Source organism: Staphylococcus sp. GDY8P120P (genome assembly GCF_017892065.1).
Lineage (GTDB): Bacteria > Bacillota > Bacilli > Staphylococcales > Staphylococcaceae > Staphylococcus > Staphylococcus nepalensis.
In genome coordinates, this window is the sequence record NZ_JAESKI010000003.1 from 134,498 (window position 1) to 156,826 (window position 22,329).

At 33.5% G+C, this 22,329-nt stretch carries 20 protein-coding genes; 1 reads left to right on the forward strand and 19 read right to left on the reverse strand.

The annotated features are described in order from the left end of the window. Positions 1–11: 11 nt before the first annotated feature. The 3 genes from KA900_RS02815 to hflX form a co-directional block, all read right to left on the reverse strand. Entirely contained in the window at positions 12–380 is a 369-nt protein-coding gene (locus KA900_RS02815; RefSeq protein ID WP_170006890.1) for a MerR family transcriptional regulator, read from the reverse strand. Positions 381–632: 252 nt separating this feature from the next. Then, the gene (locus KA900_RS02820; protein ID WP_103373139.1) at positions 633–1,865 is read right to left on the reverse strand and encodes a methionine gamma-lyase family protein; all 1,233 of its coding nucleotides are present in this window, start codon (positions 1,863–1,865) and stop codon (positions 633–635) included. Positions 1,866–1,880: 15 nt separating this feature from the next. Continuing rightward, positions 1,881–3,116, reverse strand: coding sequence for a GTPase HflX (hflX, locus tag KA900_RS02825; protein ID WP_096809989.1), 1,236 nt, complete (start codon positions 3,114–3,116; stop codon positions 1,881–1,883). Positions 3,117–3,219: 103 nt separating this feature from the next. Here hflX and KA900_RS02830 point away from each other — a divergent pair, with 103 nt between their 5' ends. Then, on the forward strand, positions 3,220–3,693 hold the full coding sequence (locus KA900_RS02830) for a glutathione peroxidase (protein ID WP_096809991.1): 474 nt from the start codon (positions 3,220–3,222) through the stop codon (positions 3,691–3,693). Positions 3,694–3,795: 102 nt separating this feature from the next. Here the strand turns inward: KA900_RS02830 and hfq are convergent, their stop codons facing one another. The 16 genes from hfq to KA900_RS02910 form a co-directional block, all read right to left on the reverse strand. Continuing rightward, entirely contained in the window at positions 3,796–4,014 is a 219-nt protein-coding gene (gene hfq, locus KA900_RS02835) for an RNA chaperone Hfq (protein WP_096809993.1), read from the reverse strand. A 1-nt stretch (position 4,015) separates the two neighbouring features. Beyond that, positions 4,016–4,963 carry a tRNA (adenosine(37)-N6)-dimethylallyltransferase MiaA gene (gene miaA / locus KA900_RS02840; protein ID WP_096809995.1) on the reverse strand — a complete coding sequence of 316 codons (948 nt, stop codon included), beginning with the start codon at positions 4,961–4,963 and terminating at the stop codon, positions 4,016–4,018. A gap of 5 nt (positions 4,964–4,968) precedes the next feature. After that, complete coding sequence (locus KA900_RS02845; protein WP_115342192.1) at positions 4,969–5,901, reverse strand: alpha/beta hydrolase; 933 nt, start codon at positions 5,899–5,901, stop codon at positions 4,969–4,971. A gap of 674 nt (positions 5,902–6,575) precedes the next feature. Then, the gene (locus KA900_RS02850; protein ID WP_096809998.1) at positions 6,576–8,249 is read right to left on the reverse strand and encodes a glycerol-3-phosphate dehydrogenase/oxidase; all 1,674 of its coding nucleotides are present in this window, start codon (positions 8,247–8,249) and stop codon (positions 6,576–6,578) included. Positions 8,250–8,395: 146 nt separating this feature from the next. After that, on the reverse strand, positions 8,396–9,898 hold the full coding sequence (gene glpK, locus KA900_RS02855) for a glycerol kinase GlpK (RefSeq protein WP_210139289.1): 1,503 nt from the start codon (positions 9,896–9,898) through the stop codon (positions 8,396–8,398). 178 nt (positions 9,899–10,076) lie between these two features. Next, complete coding sequence (locus KA900_RS02860) at positions 10,077–10,895, reverse strand: MIP/aquaporin family protein (protein ID WP_096810002.1); 819 nt, start codon at positions 10,893–10,895, stop codon at positions 10,077–10,079. A gap of 172 nt (positions 10,896–11,067) precedes the next feature. Next, a complete protein-coding gene (locus KA900_RS02865) occupies positions 11,068–12,102 on the reverse strand; it encodes a S66 family peptidase (protein ID WP_103373146.1) in 1,035 nt (344 codons plus the stop codon). A gap of 177 nt (positions 12,103–12,279) precedes the next feature. Continuing rightward, positions 12,280–12,813, reverse strand: a complete 534-nt coding sequence (locus KA900_RS02870; protein WP_096810004.1) for a glycerol-3-phosphate responsive antiterminator — start codon at positions 12,811–12,813, stop codon at positions 12,280–12,282. Positions 12,814–12,826: 13 nt separating this feature from the next. After that, entirely contained in the window at positions 12,827–14,788 is a 1,962-nt protein-coding gene (gene mutL / locus KA900_RS02875) for a DNA mismatch repair endonuclease MutL (protein WP_103373143.1), read from the reverse strand. Positions 14,789–14,803: 15 nt separating this feature from the next. Continuing rightward, on the reverse strand, positions 14,804–17,446 hold the full coding sequence (gene mutS / locus KA900_RS02880) for a DNA mismatch repair protein MutS (protein ID WP_103373144.1): 2,643 nt from the start codon (positions 17,444–17,446) through the stop codon (positions 14,804–14,806). Positions 17,447–17,832: 386 nt separating this feature from the next. After that, positions 17,833–18,321 (reverse strand): energy coupling factor transporter S component ThiW, encoded by a 489-nt coding sequence (gene thiW / locus KA900_RS02885; protein WP_107644220.1) that lies wholly within the window; start codon positions 18,319–18,321, stop codon positions 17,833–17,835. Positions 18,322–18,355: 34 nt separating this feature from the next. After that, positions 18,356–18,715: a YlbF/YmcA family competence regulator gene (locus KA900_RS02890; protein ID WP_096823876.1), complete on the reverse strand. Its 360-nt coding sequence runs from the start codon at positions 18,713–18,715 to the stop codon at positions 18,356–18,358. After that, positions 18,715–20,256 carry a tRNA (N6-isopentenyl adenosine(37)-C2)-methylthiotransferase MiaB gene (miaB, locus tag KA900_RS02895; protein WP_096810014.1) on the reverse strand — a complete coding sequence of 514 codons (1,542 nt, stop codon included), beginning with the start codon at positions 20,254–20,256 and terminating at the stop codon, positions 18,715–18,717. Before miaB ends, KA900_RS02890 begins: the two co-directional genes overlap by 1 nt. A 224-nt stretch (positions 20,257–20,480) precedes the next feature. Then, positions 20,481–20,777, reverse strand: a complete 297-nt coding sequence (locus tag KA900_RS02900) for a thiamine-binding protein (protein ID WP_096810016.1) — start codon at positions 20,775–20,777, stop codon at positions 20,481–20,483. Between the two features lie 108 nt (positions 20,778–20,885). Then, positions 20,886–21,782 (reverse strand): NAD(P)/FAD-dependent oxidoreductase, encoded by an 897-nt coding sequence (locus tag KA900_RS02905; RefSeq protein WP_210139290.1) that lies wholly within the window; start codon positions 21,780–21,782, stop codon positions 20,886–20,888. A gap of 72 nt (positions 21,783–21,854) precedes the next feature. Continuing rightward, the gene (locus KA900_RS02910; RefSeq protein WP_096810020.1) at positions 21,855–22,238 is read right to left on the reverse strand and encodes an RrF2 family transcriptional regulator; all 384 of its coding nucleotides are present in this window, start codon (positions 22,236–22,238) and stop codon (positions 21,855–21,857) included. Positions 22,239–22,329 lie beyond the last annotated feature (91 nt).

Consider the following 22,329-nt stretch of genomic DNA (forward strand, 5'->3'; position numbering starts at 1 on the left):
CCCCATTAATTTTATTTGATAAATCGAGATAAATCTCCACGATTTATCGGAATCGCTTCTCGTTGTGGTTTCTGTGTAGCATCAACTATCATTTGTTTTCTTGTTTCTTGTTCATTGTCAGATAGGTGATCTTGTTCGTTGTTTAAAATTTGTTTGATTCCTTTTAAGTTAAAACCTTTTTCATTCAGTCTTTTTATCTCTAAAAGGCGATCCAAATCATTTAACGAAAAAAGTCGTTTATTTCCTTCTGATCTTTCTGGCTTAATCAGTTCATGTGTTTCATAATAACGAACTTGTCTAGCGCTTAATTCGCTTAATTTTGTAACAACACTCATAGAGAAGACTGGCATGTTGCGTCTTATCGTATCTTTTGACTCCAATCCAATCACCTCTATTTTTGAACTTGTATATAATTTAGCATAATTAATAAATGATTTCAAAAATATGTTAGGTTTTCTAACATCAGCAGTTAATCCTTGATACGAACAGTTTTAAGCAATGTTCTTTATTTTATAACATTGAATATTCCAAAAAATCTTAAAATTAAATAAAAAATCCACATGATAATCCCGTTTCACTCAAAATATAAATTACATAAGTGAACACGCGAATCATTGTGGATTTAATTTATCTTAAATTTGTTGTTGTAATTTTTGTGCAGCTCTTGCCACAGCTAGTTTAACATGTTCATATGTCAAACCGCCTTGCACATAAGCTTCATATGGTGGTCTAATGGGACCATCCGCTGATAATTCAATTGAAGACCCTTGAATAAAAGTACCAGCTGCCATAATCACATCGTCTTCATACCCTGGCATATATGAAGGTTCAGGACTGAAATGTGCATTGATAGGAGATGCTTCTTGAATACTTTGACAAAATTGAATCATTTGTTCTTTTGTATCAAATGCAACTGTTTGAATTAAATCTGTTCTCAGTTCATTGTATCTTGGTGTTGTGCGCATATTCATTTTTTCTAATAATAAGCTTGTAAATAACGCGCCTTTTAAGCTCTGGCTTACAACATGAGGTGCTAAGAAAAACCCTTGGTACATTTCTTGCAAGGAATATAATGAAGCACCGGCTTCTTTTCCAATACCAGGTGCTGTTAAACGATATCCACATCTTTCAACTAATGCAGCTTTTCCAACAATATATCCGCCGATTTTAGCCAGTCCGCCGCCCGGGTTTTTAATTAATGAACCTGCCATTAAATCAGCACCACATTCAATAGGTTCACGTTTCTCAACAAATTCTCCATAACAATTATCAACAAAGACAATCACTTCCGGATGTTTCGCTTTGATTTGATTAATAGCTCTTTCAATTTTTGCTAAATCAATAGATGGTCGTTGATCATAACCTTTAGAACGTTGAATCGCAATGACTTTAGTTTGAGGTTTAATATTATTTAAAACAGCGTCAATATCAATGTCATCTTGTTTTAAATCCACTTTACTGTATGCAATACCATGTTCTTTTAAACTTTCTATACCATTGCCATTGATGCCTATCACTTCTAATAATGTATCATATGGATTACCAGTAATATATAATAATTCTTCCCCATGTTTTAAGAGGCTTTGTAACGCAATAGTTATAGCATGTGTGCCAGATATAATCTGTGGGCGCACGATTGCGTCTTCTGCTTTAAATGTATGTGCATAAATTGCTTCTAAATGATCTCTACCAATATCATCGTAACCATAACCTGTGGTGCCGAGTAAATCACTTTCTGTTGCTTTAACAGCATGAAAAGCATCTAACACTTTTTCTTGATTTCTATAAGCTGTTGCTTCTATTTTCTTAAAATAGGGATCTAACATCGTTTCAGTGTCTGCTATTAATTGCTCTATCTTCTCCATTACCCATTCTTCTTTCTATTCTTTTTTAAAACCTTTCACTTCATATGTTGCATCATCTTCATTAAAATTCAATTCTGAGACGAGTGTATGCTGTTTTAAGAAGTATAACCTATCAGCATTGTTGCTTGGCACACTTTCTTCATAATAAGTGAGCGCTGCTTTCACTTGCTCAATCAGCATTTGTTTCACTTTGTCTTTATCTTCATCATTTTTACTAGAAACAAAAACGGATGGTAAGTTCGTTGTGGGCAGTGTCCCCTCATGTAAATCTTTTTTATTAAATATAATTGCTTGTGGGATATGCCCCATGTCTAAGTCATCAACAATTCGATTGACAGTATCATATTGAACACGGTATTCTGGATGGCTACTATCAACCACATGCAATAACAAATCTGCGCCTTTCGCTTCTTCTAAGGTAGATTTAAAAGCAGCGATTAAAGTTGTGGGCAGTTTCTGTATAAAGCCAACAGTATCAGAAATAATTAAATTAAATCCCTCGTTAATTTGAATCTGTCTCGTTTTAGGATCCAATGTAGCAAATAATAAATTTTTCTCATAAGTCACTTCATCAGCTAATACATTAAACCATGATGATTTACCGGCGTTGGTATAACCAACAAGGGCTACTTGGAACACATTATTCTGTTCACGCTTATTACGATATCGTTCACGATGCTCAACAACTGTTTCTAATTGATGTTTGATTTCATTCATCCGCGTTCTAATGTGACGACGGTCCATTTCTAATTTGGTTTCACCTGGACCTCTTGTACCGATACCGCCACCTAAACGCGACAAGCTACGACCATGGCCTTGGAGGCGTGGTAATAAATAATCTAATTGCGCAAGCTCTACCTGTAATTTACCTTCCTTACTTCGCGCTCTCAATGCAAAGATTTCTAATATCAACTGTGTTCTGTCTATAATTTTGACATTCAGGTTACCATTCAATGTTTTTGACTGTGCCGTCGTCAATTCATCATTGGCTACTACAACGTCTATGTCATTCATTTCAACATATGCTTTTATATCTTCTAATTTTCCTTTACCTACGTAGTATTTATTATCAAAATGATTTCTATTTTGCGTAAACTGCGCTTGTACATTAAGTTGGCACGTTTCTGACAATGAAGCTAGTTCTTCCATTGTGGATTCAAAATCAAATACTTCATCGGATTGAGCATGAACTCCGACTAAAATGGCTGATTCTAATTCTTTTTTAGTCGTATGTGTGTGTTGTTGGCTCATAACATGCACCTCTTTCAAAGTTTTCTTAGCTATTCTATCATAGTGTTAATATAAAGACTATAAACTTAAATTATGTTAGATTAATAATAAGAGGTGACGCAATATGACTATATACGATATAGAAGTTCAGAAACCAAATGGAGAGACTTATAAACTAGAAGCATATAAAGATAAAGTACTGTTAATTGTTAACACTGCAAGTGAATGTGGTTTCACACCACAGTTTGAAGGCTTGCAAGCGTTATACGAAAATTATAAAGACCAAGGTTTCGTTGTTTTAGGTTTCCCATGCAACCAGTTTGGTGGTCAAGAACCAGGGACAGGGGAAGAAGCTACACAAAGTTGCAAAATCAATTATGGTGTGTCATTTCCAATGCACGAAAAAATTGACGTTAAAGGGGAAAATCAACATCCTTTATACCAATTCTTAACAGAACAACAAAATGGTTTCTTCAATGAAAAAATCAAATGGAACTTCACTAAATTTTTAATTGATAGAAATGGTAACGTAGTTAAACGTTTCTCTCCTCAAAAAAAACCAAGTCAAATTGAATCTGAAATTGAATCACTGCTTTAAACTTAACCAATTATGAATTAATTAAAAAAGCTACGCTTGATTATTAAAAATCAAGCGTAGCTTCTTATTATTTAAAGTATGCAAAATATATTGTTAGAAAAATTATGCTTCGTCAACTGTATCATCAATTGTAAATGTACTGATTGCATGTTTATAAATTAGATGTTGCTTACCTTGTGTTAATAAACAAACTAAGCTATCATCATAATCTTCAATAATCCCCTTCATTTGAAAACCATTAACTAAAAAAACAATGACTTTAGTTTGATCATTTTTAAATTGTCCTAGGAATTTATCTTGGATGTTTTCTGTTGTATTCATGTTATGTACTCCTTTTATTTATTTGGACTGAAACTTCATCTAACATCAATGAAAGTGACATTTTCTCTCTATCTAACCATACTACGTCGAGCTTGTTTTTGAACCAAGTCATTTGTCGTTTTGCATAATTTCTAGAATGCTTTTTCAATTTATTTGTTGCTTCATCTAGATTAGACTCATTTTTAATTACAGGTAACATCTCTTTATATCCGATAGCTTGCATACTTTGACAAGTTTCAAAACCATCTTCAACGAGTTGTTTCACTTCATTAAGTAATCCGCGTTCCAACATTATATCTACACGTTTATTAATTCTTTGATATAAAGTTTCGCGTGACATTTCTATCCCTATTAATAATGTATCATAATTCACCGTATATTGTTGACTTTTCTTACGAGAACTTAAAAGTTTTTTTGTTTTTAAGTAATATTCTATCGCTCTACGTACTCTTTTTCGATTGTTTGGGTGGATATTGTCAGCTGAGGCTTTATCAAACGAAGCTAAATAACCATGCAAATGTACATTAGAAAGTGAATCTAATTCACTTAAAGTTGCGTCTACGTATTTTTGTCTTTCTTCTGAAATAGTCTCATCTTCAAAGGCGTAATCATAAATTAATGATTGAATATATAAGCCAGTACCACCTACAATAATAGGTATACGCCCTCTATTGATAATTTCTTTTATTAATCGCTGTGCGCTTTTTTTGAAGTCATATGCAGAAAATGTTTCATTAGGTTCGAGCATATCTATCATATGATGCGGTATGCCCTCCATCTCACCTTCTGTTATTTTTGCTGTTCCGATATCCATATGTTTATAGACCTGCATGGAATCTCCGCTAATAATCTCACCGTTGAATTTTTTGGCTAGTTCAATACTTAATTCTGTTTTACCTACAGCCGTAGGACCCACCAACGCAACTATAAAAGGCTTGTCGCTATGCACTTGTATCAACTCTCTCTATTCTTTTTTAAAATTTGTTTCTCTATCCAATCATACATATGATGCCAAGTCGTTATGCTATCTCTTTCAAAAAGTACTTCATGCCTTTTATTTTTATATAAGTGAACTGTAATATGTTGAATATTACCCTTCTTATATAGTCTACCTAAATGTCTAATCCCTTTTCCACAATTACCTATGGCATCTTCTTTTCCTGAAATAAGTAAAATAGGCATTTCTGATTGCATTTTTTTTATATTTTTTAAACGGCTTGTCAGCAACATATGTTTGACAGTTTCATAAATTAATTGGTTTGAGACTAAAAATCCAGTATAAGGGTCTTTTTCAAATTTTTTAACTTCTTCAACATCGCTGGATAACCAATCACTATTAGATTTGTTGTTTTTAATATTTTTATTAAAGGATTTGTACATGATTTGATTTAACCATTTTAAACGACGTCGTTTCCCTGTTATTAAAGTGACTATTTTCAAACATATTTGTATTAACTTTCCTAAAAATTTTGGGTATTGCATTGTCCCAGATAAAATCATACCTTGTGCAACATCTGGATATTTCTGTGTAAATATTCTACTAACAATAGACCCCATAGAATGACCTAAAATAATATAAGGCGTATTTGTATCATTTGAATACAATGTTTGAGCAATTTCATAAGTATCGTCAGCTATATGCTCCATATTATCTATATGACCACGTTCAAACACTTCAATATCCTTACCATGACCTCTATGATTATGGCGTAACACATCATAACCTTGCTGATTCAGTGACTCAATAAGTGAATCATACCTGTCCATATGTTCTGCCATACCATGAAGTAGGTGGACGATGCCTACCCTTTCTTTTTTAGCTTTATTCAATTTAACTTCCAATGTTGTCCCATCTGCAACTGTGATTTTAAATTCATTTACACTCATGTTATAGCCTCCAAATCACACTTCGATTCACTCATCATATATTATACAATATAACTTCAAAATGTATTGTTTTCAAATACAATGCTAGTATGTATTTGAAAATGTGTAACTCTAAATTTTCTAATTTTAATATCGGACTAGAACAGAAACCGTATTTTTTCAAACGATTTCGCAGTCCGACGCAGACAAAAATAACTAAAAAATACAAATTATTATAGTTCAACCATAAATCGTATTAAAGTTAAAATGGTTACATCGACTAAAGCTCATTGCGAAAAGGCCGCTAACTCAATTAGTTCAGAAATAACACTTTACATTTTATGGTAATCATGCACTATCAATCTCATATTTAAAACCCAAGGCGTTTATCTATGTTCTAACTTAACTCATAAAAAGCACCATGCTTTTTGTAGCATAAAACGATGATGAAATAAACACATTTTTAACTGCGGCATATCTGAAAGAATAACATGGTCTTGAAACTTAATGTTCAAGACACACTCGCAGCAATAATACAAAGTATCATTATAAAATAAACCCCAAAAAGATTTCGTTAACTAGAAATCCTTTTGGGGCTAAATTTTGGGATTTATGTCCCAGATAGTTTTATTTTGAGTGTAGGCATTTATACTCACTAACTAGCTCTCATATCAGTCGTTTAAATATTATATTTCTTATTCTTTTACTGCGGGTTGATTGTTGCCTGTTTGTGCTTCGTCAATGGCAGTTTGAAGTTCTTTTGTAAACAATTCTTTTTGAACGTCTGTGTAGCCAAGTAACTCAGCCATTACATTAATAACTTGATCTTTATAATTTAATACATCGTCAATTTTGAAATATAGTTTGCCTGTACGGCGAATAAAGAAATCTGTTGGACGGTGAACCATTTCATTTTGAATAGAATAAATCAATTCAGTATAAATATCTAATGGCAAACCAGAATCTTGATATTGTGCTGTTTGTGCAATTTTGAATAATTCTTCTGCATTTGAACCATATTTAGTAGCAAAATGACGTGCAGTTGCGTCATCAATTTGATAAGCTTTTGCATCTTCTACTTTTTTATCTATGAAGTCGCTAAAGTTAGCACTGCCACCAACATCTCCACCTGAAATAGGTAAATGTTTGGTAGCACATTTATCAAATTTCATACCATATTCTGTTTTTAAGCGTTTAGATAATAAATCTACAATTTCTAACGCCATATGACGATAGCCTGTTAATTTACCACCGGCGATAGTTAATAGTCCTGATTTACCTTCCCAAACTTCGTCTTTACGAGAAATTTCTGAAGGGTCTTTTCCTTGTTCTAAAATCAATGGTCTTACGCCAGCCCATGAAGATTCAATATCTTCATCAGCTACATTTACATCTGGGAACATATAATTAATTGCCTCAATTAAATAATCTCTATCTTCTTGTGTAGCTAATGGCGATGTTTTATCATTATCATAGAAAGTATCTGTTGTGCCTACATAAGCTTTGCCTTCACGAGGAATAGCAAAAATCATACGTCCATCTTTTTCAGTGTCAAAATACACTGCTTGACCTAATGGGAATTTAGATTGATCAATAACAATATGCACACCTTTTGTTAAACGTAATTGTTTATTATTACGTGCATAATCGCCACTACGTACTTCATCTACCCATGGCCCACTTGCGTTGATTACTTTTTTAGCTTTAATTGGGTAAGTTTCTCCGCTAATTTGATCTTCGGCGTGAATACCATTTACCTGTTCGTTTGAATCATACGTGAAGTGTATTGATTTAGTATGGTTAATTACGGTTGCACCTTTTTCAGCTGCACGCTTCATTACTTCAATTGTTAAACGAGCGTCATCAGTACGGTATTCCACGTATGAGCCGCCACCTTTTAAGCCTGATTTTTTAACAAGCGGTTCTTTTGCTAATGTTTCTTTAGCATTTAACATTGTTTTACGTTCTGATTTTTTTACACCTGCTAATCTATCATATAAAGCTAGGCCAATAGAAGTAGTGAATTTGCCCATTGAACCGCCCTTATGCATTGGTAATAGCATGCGTTCTGGTGTTGTTACATGAGGACCATTTTCGTATACAATCGCACGTTCTCGACCAGTTTCAGCTACCACACCAACTTGTAGTTGTTTTAAATAACGTAAACCACCATGAACTAATTTTGTTGAACGTGAACTAGTGCCTTGTGCAAAATCTTGCATTTCAACTAATGCAACCTTCATACCTCTTTGTGTTGCATCTAAAGCGATGCCTGCACCTGTAATTCCGCCACCAATAATCACAACGTCAAATGTATCATTTTTTAACTCTTTCTTAATCTGTTCTCTTTTCAAAGTTGATAAACTCATAAATCTAGCGCCTCCTAGTAATAATAAAAAAAGAGAGACCTATCCCATACATATATTATTGTACGAACAGAGTCTCTCATTTCTCATCTCGGTATTATTAACTTACCCTTATTATAGCATAAAAAACTAAATAAAGTCTAATTCTTTTATGCTTCATCTAATTTAAAGACTTGTGTTGCTTTTACAGCTTTTTTCCAGCCTTTATATAATTTATTTCTTTCTTCTTCTTCCATATCTGGATTAAACTCTTTCTCAAGTTTCCAACGATTAGCAATTTCATCTTTGCTATCCCAGAAGTCGACAGCTAAACCTGCTAAATAAGCTGCACCTAGAGCTGTGGTTTCGTTGATTTCAGGTCGTTCAACGCTCACATTTAACAAATCTGATTGGAATTGCATGATAAAGTTGTTTTTTACAGCACCTCCGTCAACGCGCAGATTGTTGACAGTAATATCAGAATCTTTTTCCATTGCTTCAAGTACATCACGTGTTTGATAGCATAATGATTCTAATGTAGCACGGATAAAATGTTCTTTTTCTGTACCACGAGTTAAACCAAAGATAGCACCTCGCGCGTCAGCATCCCAGTATGGCGTTCCTAATCCAACGAAAGCAGGCACAACATAAACACCTTCAGTTGATTCTACACGTTCTGCGTAGTTCTCTGATTGTGGTGCAGAGTTAATCATTCGCAAGCCATCTCTTAACCATTGGATGGCTGAACCTGAAACAAAAATAGAACCTTCCAGTGCATAGTTAACCTTACCATCTAGGCCATATGCAATGGTTGTTAATAGTCCACTTTTAGATGCTACGGCTTCTTCGCCTGTATTCATCAACATGAAGCCACCTGTGCCATATGTGTTTTTAACATCGCCTCGTTCAAAACACGCTTGACCAAATAATGCTGCTTGTTGGTCGCCTGCGATACCAGCAATTGGGACTTCTTGGCCAAAGAAATGATAGTCAATTGTATTTGCATAAACTTCGCTAGATTCTTTAACTTCAGGTAACATAGAGTTTGGAATTTCTAAAATGTCTAGTAATTCTTGATCCCATTCTAAATCATGGATGTTATAAATTAATGTACGGCTTGCATTCGTGTAATCAGTAATATGTGCATTACCACCTGATAATTTCCAAACTAACCATGAATCGATGGTACCGAATAATAAATCTCCATTATCAGCTTTTTCTCTTGCTCCATCCACGTTATCTAGTATCCATTTAACTTTTGTTCCTGCAAAATAAGGATCTAATAAAAGGCCTGTTTTTTCACGGAATTTGTCTTCTAAACCTTGTTCTTTTAAATCTTGACAGATGCTTTGTGTTTGGCGTGATTGCCACACAATTGCATGGTAAATGGGTCTAGATGTTTTTTTGTCCCACACGACTGTAGTTTCACGTTGGTTTGTAATACCGATGCCTGCAATCTGCTCTGCGCCCACGTTTTCTTCATTTAAAACTTCAGCCATAACTGCTAAAACTGATGTCCATATTTCGTTTGCATCATGTTCTACCCATCCTGATTTAGGAAAATATTGTTTAAATTCGCGTTGTGCGACTCCTTTTATTTTACCTTCTTGGTCAAAAAGAATGGCTCTTGAACTCGTAGTGCCTTGATCGATTGACAAAATATATTTTTCCATAATTATTATCTCCCTCTTCTAATGTTAGTAAAACGAATTACTTATGTAATCCAAATTTACATGCATACTTTCACTGTACCCATTTTTAACTGATTCACACAACAAACATCTAATGGTAAACCAACTAAAATATTATCTGTTAACAGTTTAACGTATATTCTATATAGATTAAATATAATTAATATATAGATTCAATGCCTTTTGCATTTTTTGCTTTATTTAAAGTGACACCTAACACAAGTGTAATAATCAATAATACAATTGCAATTACTGATAACGTATCAAATGCACCTTTATAGAATAATCTATAAATTACAGCACCAATCATACCACCAGTTATTGGTCCTAATACTGGCACGATTGCATATGACCAATTAGAACCGCCCTTACCTGAAATCGGTAAAATCGCATGAGCAATACGAGGCCCCAAATCACGGGCAGGATTGATCGCATAACCAGTTGGTCCACCCAAACTTAACCCAATTGCGACGATTAAGCTACCAACGATTAATGGATTTAATCCATCAGCTATTTTATTCATACCAATGAATAATAGACCCATAGTTAAAACGCCAGTACCAATAATTTCACTCATAAAATTGGCGAAATAGTTTTTAATTGCAGGCGCTGTAGAAAACACAGCCAACTTAGTATCTTGGTCTTCTGTTGCTTTCCATTGCGCTAAATACATTAACCAAACTAAAACGCCACCAACAACGCCGCCAAGTATTTGACAAATAATATAACCAGGTACCATTCCCCAACTAATTGCTCCGTCCATCGCAAAAGCCAAGGTGACAGCGGGATTCAAATGGGCGCCAGAAATTTCTCCTACTGCATAAACGCCCATCGTTACGCCTAGACCCCATCCTGTAGCGATAACAATCCAATCTGCACCATTACCATTACTTCTTTTCAAATTGACATTGGCAACAACGCCGCCGCCTAATAACACAAGTATTGCTGTTCCCAAAAATTCAGCAAAATATACACTCATAAAGACTCCTCCTAAAATAAGACAGGGAGATCCCTACAATTATACCCAGTTTCGAACCACCGGCTTAATGACTGTAGAAATCTCCCATCTCTGTTCTAAATATTAACTTGAGTTCATCTTACACCGATGTTGTAAGCGTTGTCAAATCTTTTCGTGAAAAACTTGTCACAATTTAATTTGATTGTACGCCGCTATCATTGATACTAAATTGGCCTGTTAAAGCGTTTATTTCTGCCGTTAAGCCATAAGGTATCATATGTTTAGGCTCATTGTGGCCAAATGATAAATTATAAAAAACTGTCATTTTAGGATTATTACATTTTGAGATAATTTCTAAAATTTCTTTTTTGTAACTTTCATAGTATATATTGTTAAAAGGTTTCCCAAAGAGCATACCATTTATGCGTTCTAAAATTCCTTTCTTCAACAATTGCTCTAAATATGCTGAGAACACTTTTGGTGTCGGTGTATCTTCTGATGTTTCTAAAAATAATATGGCGTTATTAAAATTTTCTAAATCAGGAAAAAACGAGGTGCTCATTAAATCCACAAACGTTTCTAAATTACCTCCCACAAGTTTGCCACTAACCTTTTGATTACCATTTAATACTTCAAGGCCTTTTTGCTTTAAAATGGGTCTTGAAATAGCTTTGTTTTTAATATCCCATTCTAACCCGTAAGGCCTAATATAGTTTGCTGTTTTTATTTCACCTATTTCATTTGAAGTAAACCAACATTTTCTAATATTCTCTACCGTATAAGAATCCATTTCGACATTTTCTGCAAAATCAGTTAATAATGCCTGGCCATAGAAACTGACTACGTTCATTTTATAAAACATTAAATGTATCGTTGTAGTATCTGAATAGCCACTAAATATTTTAGGATTTGCAGCAATAGTTTTTAAATCGACGTAAGGTGAAATTCGTCTAGCATCCTCTCCACCAATACAAGAAATAATGGCTTTGACCTCTTGGTCTTTGAGCGCTTCATTTAGATCTTCAGCGCGACATTCTGGATGCTCACGGACATATGCTAAGCCCTTAAGCGCATGCGGCATCACTTTTACATTTAATCCAAATTCATTTTCTAAGCGTTGGACCCCTTGATTAGTCCTCCATAAAATTTCAGCTTCGCCAGCTAAACCAGAAGATAAAGAAACAATCGCTACAGTATCGCCTTTCTTTAATTTACTAGGTTTTATTATGATGATCATCTCCTTAATAGGTAGTTATCATTATTTAGACCGAAAATAGATTCTTATAAAAAACTCCCTCGCCATCATTTTGATACGTTTCAATATCTCATGGAGAGGAAGCAGCACGATTAATGAATTTTATAATCTATACACTTTGTTTTTATTTAAGCACATTCATATCTTTATTTACCATAATAAGCGGTCGCTCGTGGTGATATGTTTAGCGCCATTCTCAATTGCAATATCGACTTCTTCTTTACTATTAATCAATCCACCAGCGATCACTGAAGTATTCGTTTCTTCGTTAATAATCCTAATCGCTTTTGTAGCGACACCTGGTAACACTTCAACAAAATCAGGCTCCACACGTTTAATTAATTCTATACTTCTAGACAGCGCATGGCTATCTAATACAAATACTCTAAAAACAGTTATAGTATTTAATGATTTCGCTTTATTAATCACTTTAGTTTTCGTTGAAACAATCCCTTTCGGGTGGTAATTTTGGATAATATATTCACAAGCATACTCATCATGGCTCATGCCTTTTATTAAATCGATATGCATATAAGTTTCTATATGATGTTTATTTAATAAATCCATAATGCTTTTGACATGCCCAATATGTGCATCCAACATCACACATTCTTTATAATCAGTCTTCGTCAATTTTTCTAGATCTTTCATTGACCTTACTGCTGGTAAAATATGTGGTTTCAATACGACGCCCTCCTTAAATAATGCGTTTAAACAAGCGCTCTAATTCATAATTTGAAAAATTAATGATAATGGGTCTTCCATGCGGACAAGTAAACGGGTCTTCTGTTTCTCTTAATTGATTAACTAAATCAGCCATTTCATTATTTTTTAAATAATGATTTGCTTTAATAGATTTTTTGCAACTCATCATAATTGCAGCTTCTTCACGAATTTTCTTAACATCTACTTTTTTATGCTCTAGTACGTATTCGATCATATCTTTTATAATTTCTTCCGCTTCTTGTTTTGGAAACCAAACTGGATAGCTATCAACAATGTAGTCATGCCCACCAAATGGTTCTAAATGTACGCCTACTTTATCCAATTCTCCTTTATATTGGTTGATAATCATCAGCTCATCTTTTGAAAAATGGAAGGTCAATGGAATCAATAGGTTTTGGCTTTCATTTGCAACATCACCAATTTTCTCTCTGAAATATTCATACTTTATGCGTTCTTGAGCGGCGTGTTGATCAATCATAAACATGCCATTTTCATTTTGCGCTATAATATAAGTCCCATGTACTTGGCCAACAATTTCCATATAAGGTACTCTACGAGACGACGTACCCCCCACAGGCTCTTTGATATCCTTATTGATATTGCTTTCTGAAAAATGATTTCCATGCGTCGTTGTTTCTTCATTATTACTTACGCCTTTTGTCTCCATATCATCAAGTATTTCGTTTTGTGCTTTTTTGTATTCATCATAACCATTTGCGGATTCTTGAATACTATCAGGAAAGGTATCCGTTAAATTGGAATAGTTCAATTGATGTTCATCGTTTAAAACGTTATTGTTTTCAGATGATACGTTATGGTGCTCTAGTGTGTTAGGGTTCGGGGTATTGTGTTGTTGACGTTTTTCAAATTCCATTTTCTGTTGTTCAAACTTATCTAACACTTTATGCTTCTTCGTCATTTTATCCATATCATTTTGAGGGATTAAAATTCTATTTTTAAAAGCTTCATGAATTTTTTCAACAATGAGTTCATAAAGTTGATCCTCTTTTGATAATCTAACTTCTAGCTTGGTCGGATGAACGTTTACATCTACAAGTATAGGGTCCATTTCAATGTTGATATAACATATTGGGTACCTACCAATCATCAACAAAGTATGATATCCCTCTAAAATCGCTTTATTTAATAAAAAGTTTTTAATATATCTCCCATTAATAAAAATAGAAATATAGTGTTTATTACTTCTAGAATGCTCTGGTTTAGCGAAATAAGCATCTAAATGATAATCACTTGTATCTCCAGTAACATGGACTAAGTCTTTCGCAACTTTCATACCATAAATTTCCGCCATAACTTCATTGGTTCTACCAGATCCATTTGTTTTTATAATAGTCTTGCCATCTGAAACCAACGAAATACGAATATCTGGATGACTCATCGCCATTCGATTAACAATATCTGTTATTTTACCGAGTTCGGTATATAGACTTTTAATATATTTTAAGCGTGCTGGCGTGTTATAAAATAAAGATTCCACTAAAATATCTGTGCCGCGCTTGGCTTTTGCTGGCTTTTGGTTTAAAACCTCGCCATTTTCTACATAAACTTCTTGTCCTTCTTGGTTATCTGTACAAGTTTTTAAAGTCACTTTAGAAACTGACGAAATACTGGCCAATGCCTCACCACGAAAGCCTAACGTACGAATATGAAACAAATCGTCGTCTACATCTAATTTGCTTGTTGCATGTCGATGAAATACTAAATCTAAATCGTCGATTTCTATACCAGTTCCATTATCAACCACACGAATAGAAGCTACACCAGATTGTTCTACTTCTATATTAATTTCAGTCGCTTGTGCATCTATGGCGTTTTCTAATAATTCTTTCACGACAGAACCAGGTCGTTCAACCACTTCTCCAGCTGCGATTTTATTTGCTAATGATGTCTGTAACTCTTTTATTTTACCCATTGGATGACTTCACCTCTACTTTAACTGATTTTGCAATTCACTTAGTTTTACTAGGGCTTCTATTGGCGTCATAGTTGATAAATTTAATTGTTTAATTTCACTTTCTACTTCACTTTGTTTTACAGGGGTTTCAAACAAATCAAATGCAGCTTGTTCAAATTGAGATTGAGTGTCATCCTGTACTTTTTCTTTATAAGTCATTGCACTTTCTTCTACTAAATCATCTTCTAGAGGTTGTGCATCTATCCCATTTTTAATGAGATTTACTTCTTCATTCGTCGCTTGTTTTTGCGTATTATGCTCTTCAAAAGCATCTAAAATAACCTGCGCACGTGAAATCACTTCGTCAGGTAAATCAGCTAATTTAGCTACTTGTATACCATAACTATCATCTACAGCGCCATCTTTAACTTTATGCAAGAAGATAAGTTCACCTTTATATTCATTTGCAGCCACGTGTACATTTTTTAAACTTGATAATGACTGATCTAACGCTGTTAATTCATGATAATGCGTTGAAAACAAAGTCTTAGCATGTGAAGTATGTGCAACATACTCAATCATTGCTTGTGCTAACGCTAAACCGTCATAAGTAGATGTACCTCTTCCGATTTCATCAAAGATAATCAAGCTATTTTCTGTGGCATTTGCAAGTGCTTTTTGTGCTTCAAGCATCTCTACCATAAATGTACTTTTACCGGAAACAAGGTCATCGGCTGCACCAATTCTCGTAAATATTTGGTCAAATACTGGTAGCGTAGCTGATTCACATGGTACATAAGCACCCATCTGTGCCATGATGCTTATGATAGCTACTTGTCTCATGTAAGTAGATTTACCAGACATGTTAGGGCCAGTAATTAAGTAAATAAAGGTGTCTTGATCTAATTTACAATCATTTGGTACATAATCATTGTGGTTCATTACACGTTCTACAACTGGATGTCTAGAATTTGTCAATTCTAACGTTTTATTTTCACTAAATGAAGGTCTAGCATAATTGTATTTTTGTGCTATTTCAGCAAAACTTTGTAAACAGTCAAGTTCAGAAATAACTTTCGCTTGTTTTTGTAAACGTTCGGTGTAGGTCTTGATTTGTTCACGTAATTGGACAAACAGTTGATATTCTAATTCTATTGCTTTATCTTCAGCGCCTAATATCATGTCTTCTTTTTCTTTTAATTCATCAGTAATAAAGCGCTCCGCATTTGATAATGTCTGTTTACGATGATAACCATATGCCGCAGGGTCAAAGCCATGTAAATTGGCTCTTGTGATTTCAATAAAATATCCAAAGACTTTATTAAAACTAATTTTCAGCGATTTAATTCCTGTTCGTTGACGCTCCTTAGTCTGTAGTTCAGCTAACCAAGACTTACCATTTTTAGATGCTTCCAAGTATTCATCAAGTGTCTCGTTAAATCCTTGCTTGAATAATCCACCTTCTTTCACAGAAATTGGTGGTTCTTCTTTGAGACTGTTTTCTAATAGTGCTAGTAATTCATCTAAAGGCTCTAATGCATTAAATTGTGCTGTCGTTTTAGTATCTAAGCTGTCTAATAACTGTTTAATATTGGGTATTTCAGAAATGGAATGTTTAAGTTGAATTAAATCTCTCGCATTTACATTGCCATAACTTACACGACCAACCAAACGTTCAATATCATAAACTTGATTTAAATGTTCTCTTAAGGTATCTCTCTCTATAAAATAATCAATAAACTGTGTCACTGTATCTAGTCGTGATTCAATTTGGTTTTTGTGAATTAATGGTCTATCAATCCATTGTTTTAATCTTCTAGCGCCCATTGGCGTTTTAGTTTCATCCATCAACCATAACAGTGTACCTTTTTTACTTTTAAGCCGTATACTTTCTGTTAATTCTAAATTACGCTTTGCATAAAAATCCATTTTCATAAAATCGACAGCTTCATATTGAACTACGCTTTCAATATGGGATAAATCTCGTTTTTGCGTATGGAAAACATAATCAAGTAATAGTTGCGTAGCGTTAAATAGTGGTAGGTCATTATTTGTATTAATGTTATATTGTGCATCAGATATTTCAGATAAAACCGTAATTGTTTCTGTTGTTAAGCTAATTTGTCTTTTTAATACCTCACTAATCGGTGCGTTTACAACTATTTCATTTGGATTAATTGTTGTAATTTCATTGATTAATGTAGCATTATCATCAAATGATGTAACTTTTAATTCACCAGTGGATACGTCACAATAACTTAGCGCATAAACTCCATTAATTTGGACAAAGCTCAAAATATAATTGTTCTGTTTTTCGTCAACGCCGCCTTGATCCATGACTGTCCCTGGTGTAACAATTCTTACGACTTCACGCTTTACCATACCTTTAGTTTGTCTAGGGTCTTCCATTTGTTCACAAATAGCAACTTTATATCCATTATTGATTAATGTTTCAATATAACCATCTGCAGAATGATACGGCACCCCACACATAGGAATCGGGTTTTCTTTTTTAGCATCACGTTTTGTTAAAGTTATTTCAAGTACTCTTGAAGCTTCTTTGGCATCTTCATAAAACATTTCATAAAAATCGCCTAACCTAAAAAATAATAAACAATCTTGATATTGTGACTTTATTTTTAAGTATTGTTGCATCATTGGAGTTTGATTCGTCATTTAATATTTCACAATCCTTCTATTAGTTTCTTACTTTGATTTATACTTATTTCAAACTATCAATTTCTTATGTATGATTCGTCGTTATGTTATTTTAAAAGCTTATTACTTTATATGACTTATTTCTATATCTTTTACACGCTACGTTTTTGTAGGAACACAATTATGATTAACATTTTACAGCTCATTTAACTCTTAAATTTTAACATAACTTTAGCTTTTACGCCTATGCTTACAAGTTATATAAGTTTCTAAGCTATTATCAATTTGATATAACAAACAAACGAGATTAAGCCTCATAGTCATATAAAAGTATTTAATTACAACATTGCATTATAATTAATACTTTTATATGTCCAAAGTAATGAAACTTAATCTCGTCATATTTATAAGAAACGTTTTAAAATACCTTTTCTTTTCATAGTCATCAATATGATATAACTGATGATGGCACCAATGACACTTGATGCGATAAATGCTACCATGAGTGGCTTAACAGCAAAATTCGTAAAGCCAAGTATCCACGCTAACGGTATACACATGATACTGCCAATAATACCAGTCCCTATTACCTCGCCAATCGCTGCCATAAAGAGATGTTTTCGATAATAATAAAATCCACTTGCTAATAATACGCCAACCATACTACCAGGAAATGCAAAGAAACTACCTGTTCCGAAAAGCATTCGGAGTATTGACGATATAAACGCCTGTGCCAAACCAAACCAAGGTCCAACAAATACTGCACATAAAACATTGATTAAATGTTGTATAGGTGCTGCTTTTATGGGCCCTAATGGAATGACTATAATACTACTTAGAACTATATTAATAGCTATAAATATGGCAGTTAATGTTAATTTTCTAGTCTTCATAGCGTTCATTTCCTTTCTACAAGCAGATTACGTATTAATCTTCGCCTTGTTGATTCTGATTTAAACGGTTTGACATCGTGCTGATCATCATTTGTAATAATTCATTTGCTTCAGATTGTGATTCTCTAAATTCTTCTACGATAGGTATAACATTGATGTCTTGCTCAATGTCTTCAATCTTACCTTCAGATTGGCGTAATGCTTCATGTTTGCCATAGTTCTGTAGGTTAACAGATTGTTTTTGGGTTCTTTTTAAATCTTTCATACGCGTTTCAATATTTTTATTGTGATGGATTTGTTGTTCTATAGCTTGATAATCTTTTACTGTATCTAATGACTTAATGCGTTGGCTTAGTAACTCCGCTTCAGCTAATATTTCATCTTTTTCATACATTATTGTGTCACCACTGCTTTGTCACTAACACTTAAAAATGTGCCATTTAATGAAAATTGTTTAGCTTCATCAATTTTGACATCCACAATTTTTCCAATCATATCTTTGGGTGCTTTAAAATTAACAAGTTTATTTTTATTTGTATAGCCTGCTAGTACAGTGTCATCTTTTTTACTAGCACCTTCACAAAGCACTTGTACAGTTTGCCCTTCATATTGGTTCATAGCTTGTTCTGAATATTGAGCTACTTTTTGATTTAATTGTTGTAAGCGTTCTTTTTTCACATCTAAAGGAACGTTATCTTTCATTTTAGCTGCTGGTGTACCATCTCTTTGTGAATAAATATAAGTATATGCATGTTCAAACTCAACTTCGTCATATAGCGTTAATGTTTCTGCAAATTGCTCATCTGTCTCATTTGGATAGCCGACAATAATATCTGTAGTTAACGCAACGTTAGGTATTCTAGTTTTTATTCTATCTACTAAATCTAAATAGCTTTCTCTAGTATATTTACGACCCATTATTTTAAGTACAGCATTATTTCCTGATTGTACTGGTAAATGAACATGTGGCACGATATTTCCACCATTAGCGATAACTTCGATCATGCGGTCAGTAAAGTCCCACGGGTGACTTGTTGTAAATCGAACTCTTGGTATATCAATTTTTGAAATATCTTCCAATAGATCACCCAGTCCATATGTTAAATCATCGATATCTTTACCGTATGAGTTTACGTTTTGACCTAATAATGTAATTTCTTGATATCCTTGGCGGGCCAAATCTCTGACTTCGTCAATAATATCTCCAGGTCTTCTACTACGTTCTTTCCCTCTAGTAAATGGAACGATACAATATGTACAGAATTTGTCACAACCATACATGATATTTACCCAAGCTTTAATATTACCTTTTCTAACTTTTGGTAAATTTTCTATGACATCGCCTTCTTTAGACCAAACTTCGACAACCATTGCTTTTGATAAATAAGCTTCTTCAAGAATTTCAGGTAATCGGTGTATATTATGTGTACCAAAAATCATATCTACATTTTGATATGATTTTAATATTTTATTAACTACAGATTCTTCTTGTGACATACAACCACAAACACCGATAACTGTCTCAGGTTTCTCTTTTTTTAAATGTTTTAAATTTCCTATTTCACTAAAAACTTTGTTTTCTGCATTTTCTCGGATAGCACACGTATTGATTAAAATAACGTCCGCTTCATTTATCTCCTCTGTTGGTTGATAACCTAAAGCCCCCAAAATACCTGCCATAACTTCTGTATCATGCGCATTCATTTGGCAACCATATGTTTTGATTAAAAAGGTTTTACCTTTCCCCATATTACGGTATTTTTCATCTATTTGGAAATCACGATTATAGTGTACTTCTTCTTTACCACGTTTACGTGCTTCTTTTAAACTTGGTGGTTGGTAAACATGTTCAAAATACTTACTATAATCTTTTGTCTTCTTATCGCGTTCGGCTAAAACATCTATAGAAGTACGCTTTCTTTGTTCTTCATTCACGCTAACAAAACCCTTTCTATATCATAAAAACTATGAACAAACGTCTAAACATATGCCTTATTTCCGTATATTGCAGCCGAGTTGTTCAAAGTTCCATAACTTTATCTATAATCATTACTTCATTATATTAAATTTAACTCTAAAGTGCAAAAAGTCTTATAAATAAATAAAACCGATTCAACAGCTTTTGTGTGTCGAATCGGTTGAATTTGTATTGTATATTCTTAAATTTCGTCATATTTCCCAGTGAGTGTCTCAATTGTAATACCTTCAGGGACATGGTAAAACTTAACTTGACTTATTGTACTTGGCACTTCTAATTCAACCATACGTTCGTTTAATTTTTGAATTAAGATTAAACATTCATTCATCTCGCCTTGTACTGTTGTTTCCAATGGTCCAACTCTATAGGATAGACCAGAATCATCAATGACTTTGATTGCTTCATCTACGTAAGGCACAACGTCTGCACCATTAGCAGTTTTAGGAATAATTTGAACACTCATTAAAGTATCATGCATACCGCTTCAGCCCCTTTTAATCATTTGTTTATATTTCAGTTTATCAAATATGAGGATAAAGGTATACATATTAACTACCAAACTGTTTTATATTTATCTCTACATTCATTAAAAATCTTCATTTATTTGTGTCATCATCATCATTTTAGCAACCATACCGCCATTTGATGCAGCATCTATTAATTGGCCTGCAAAGTTATCTTTTGTTTCTCCAGCTATATATATACCTTCAACAAATGTTTCTCCAAAAGGTGAAATTTCAATTTTGTCATTTTCATCACGCTTTATACTTAAGTTTTCTAAAAAACTGAAATGTGTATCCCAATCCATCTTAGTAAATGCGCCCTCAACTTTGACGGTTTTCTCATTAGCTAACTTAATAGCGTCTAAGTCGCCATTATCTCCAATAAATTGAGTAATAGGTTCCGTATATAAATCGATGCCTTTTTTATCAAGGATGACTTTGTCTTCTAAAGCAATGTTATTTTCACCATTTGTAAAAACGATCAGTTTTTTTGAAAAATTGCTTAACAGTTTAACCATATGAATCATCATTTCATCCGCATAAATAATGGCCAATGTTCTATTGCGCATTTCATAACCATCGCACCAAGGACAATAAAATATAGATTGCCCATAAAACTCATTAAAACCTGAGATATTAGGTCCTTTTTCCCTTAATCCCGTAGCAATTAATACTTGTTTTGCTTTAAAGGAACGGCGTTGCGTAACAATTTCAAAGCCTGTTGCACATTGCTGAATATCTAATACACTATCTTCTAAAAATGACACATCTTCATATTTGGCAACATCTCGCTTAGCCTTTTGCTTAAACTCAATTGGTGAAATGCCATCCTGTGTTAAGTAACTGTGCGACTCATTAGTCACTCTATTCCGTGGTTTGTCTTCATCTATCACTAATGTACGTTTCATACCTCTACCAAAGTTTAATGCTGCGCTTAAACCAGCTGGTCCTCCACCAATAACGATTACTTCATAATCCATTTCATTTCCTCCTTTAAGCCTTTTATAGATTCTTAATATCTACAAAATATCTAATAATATAAGAACTTAGTATTACACTAAGTTCTTTAAAGTTTTTCGTTCTAAATTATTTATTAAAGTACTTTCGGCTTCGTCCATTATTGTTTTAATTGGGCAACCATCGCCATGACTAAAACTATCTTCTAACAAACTTTGTTTACCATCTATTGTTACGATAATTTCATAAATTGAAACGTTTTGCCAACCCTCTTTCAGTTGGTAGCCACCCTTAGCACCACTATTGGCTGAAATAATATTCGCTTTTACTAGACGTGTTAATATTTTAGATAAATAAGTAGTAGACACTTTTAATGCTGAAGCTAAATCTTGGACAGGAATTCTTTTTGAATCTCCATTACTTTTTATCATAAATAATAATGCATGTAATGCATAATCTGTTGCTTTTGAACATTTCATGAGTGATCAACTTCCTATTATAGATATTATAAGTCTATAATATCTTATGAAGATGTCTTTTGCAATAATTATTTACGATGTGCATTAAAAT

Excerpts from the sequence above, each read along its gene's own strand:
- KA900_RS02900 (WP_096810016.1), bottom strand. The coding sequence starts at position 20,777 with ATGCATGATACTTTAATGAGTGTTCAAATTATTCCTAAAACTGCTAAT.
- KA900_RS02820 (WP_103373139.1), bottom strand. The coding sequence starts at position 1,865 with ATGGAGAAGATAGAGCAATTAATAGCAGACACTGAAACGATGTTAGAT.
- KA900_RS02890 (WP_096823876.1), bottom strand. The coding sequence starts at position 18,715 with ATGTATGAAAAAGATGAAATATTAGCTGAAGCGGAGTTACTAAGCCAA.
- hflX (WP_096809989.1), bottom strand. The coding sequence starts at position 3,116 with ATGAGCCAACAACACACACATACGACTAAAAAAGAATTAGAATCAGCC.
- KA900_RS02860 (WP_096810002.1), bottom strand. The coding sequence starts at position 10,895 with ATGAGTGTATATTTTGCTGAATTTTTGGGAACAGCAATACTTGTGTTA.
- thiW (WP_107644220.1), bottom strand. The coding sequence starts at position 18,321 with ATGAAGACTAGAAAATTAACATTAACTGCCATATTTATAGCTATTAAT.
- glpK (WP_210139289.1), bottom strand. The coding sequence starts at position 9,898 with ATGGAAAAATATATTTTGTCAATCGATCAAGGCACTACGAGTTCAAGA.
- KA900_RS02830 (WP_096809991.1), top strand. The coding sequence starts at position 3,220 with ATGACTATATACGATATAGAAGTTCAGAAACCAAATGGAGAGACTTAT.
- KA900_RS02910 (WP_096810020.1), bottom strand. The coding sequence starts at position 22,238 with ATGAAATGTTCAAAAGCAACAGATTATGCATTACATGCATTATTATTT.
- hfq (WP_096809993.1), bottom strand. The coding sequence starts at position 4,014 with ATGAATACAACAGAAAACATCCAAGATAAATTCCTAGGACAATTTAAA.
- mutL (WP_103373143.1), bottom strand. The coding sequence starts at position 14,788 with ATGGGTAAAATAAAAGAGTTACAGACATCATTAGCAAATAAAATCGCA.
- KA900_RS02850 (WP_096809998.1), bottom strand. The coding sequence starts at position 8,249 with ATGAGTTTATCAACTTTGAAAAGAGAACAGATTAAGAAAGAGTTAAAA.
- KA900_RS02905 (WP_210139290.1), bottom strand. The coding sequence starts at position 21,782 with ATGGATTATGAAGTAATCGTTATTGGTGGAGGACCAGCTGGTTTAAGC.
- mutS (WP_103373144.1), bottom strand. The coding sequence starts at position 17,446 with ATGACGAATCAAACTCCAATGATGCAACAATACTTAAAAATAAAGTCA.
- KA900_RS02845 (WP_115342192.1), bottom strand. The coding sequence starts at position 5,901 with ATGAGTGTAAATGAATTTAAAATCACAGTTGCAGATGGGACAACATTG.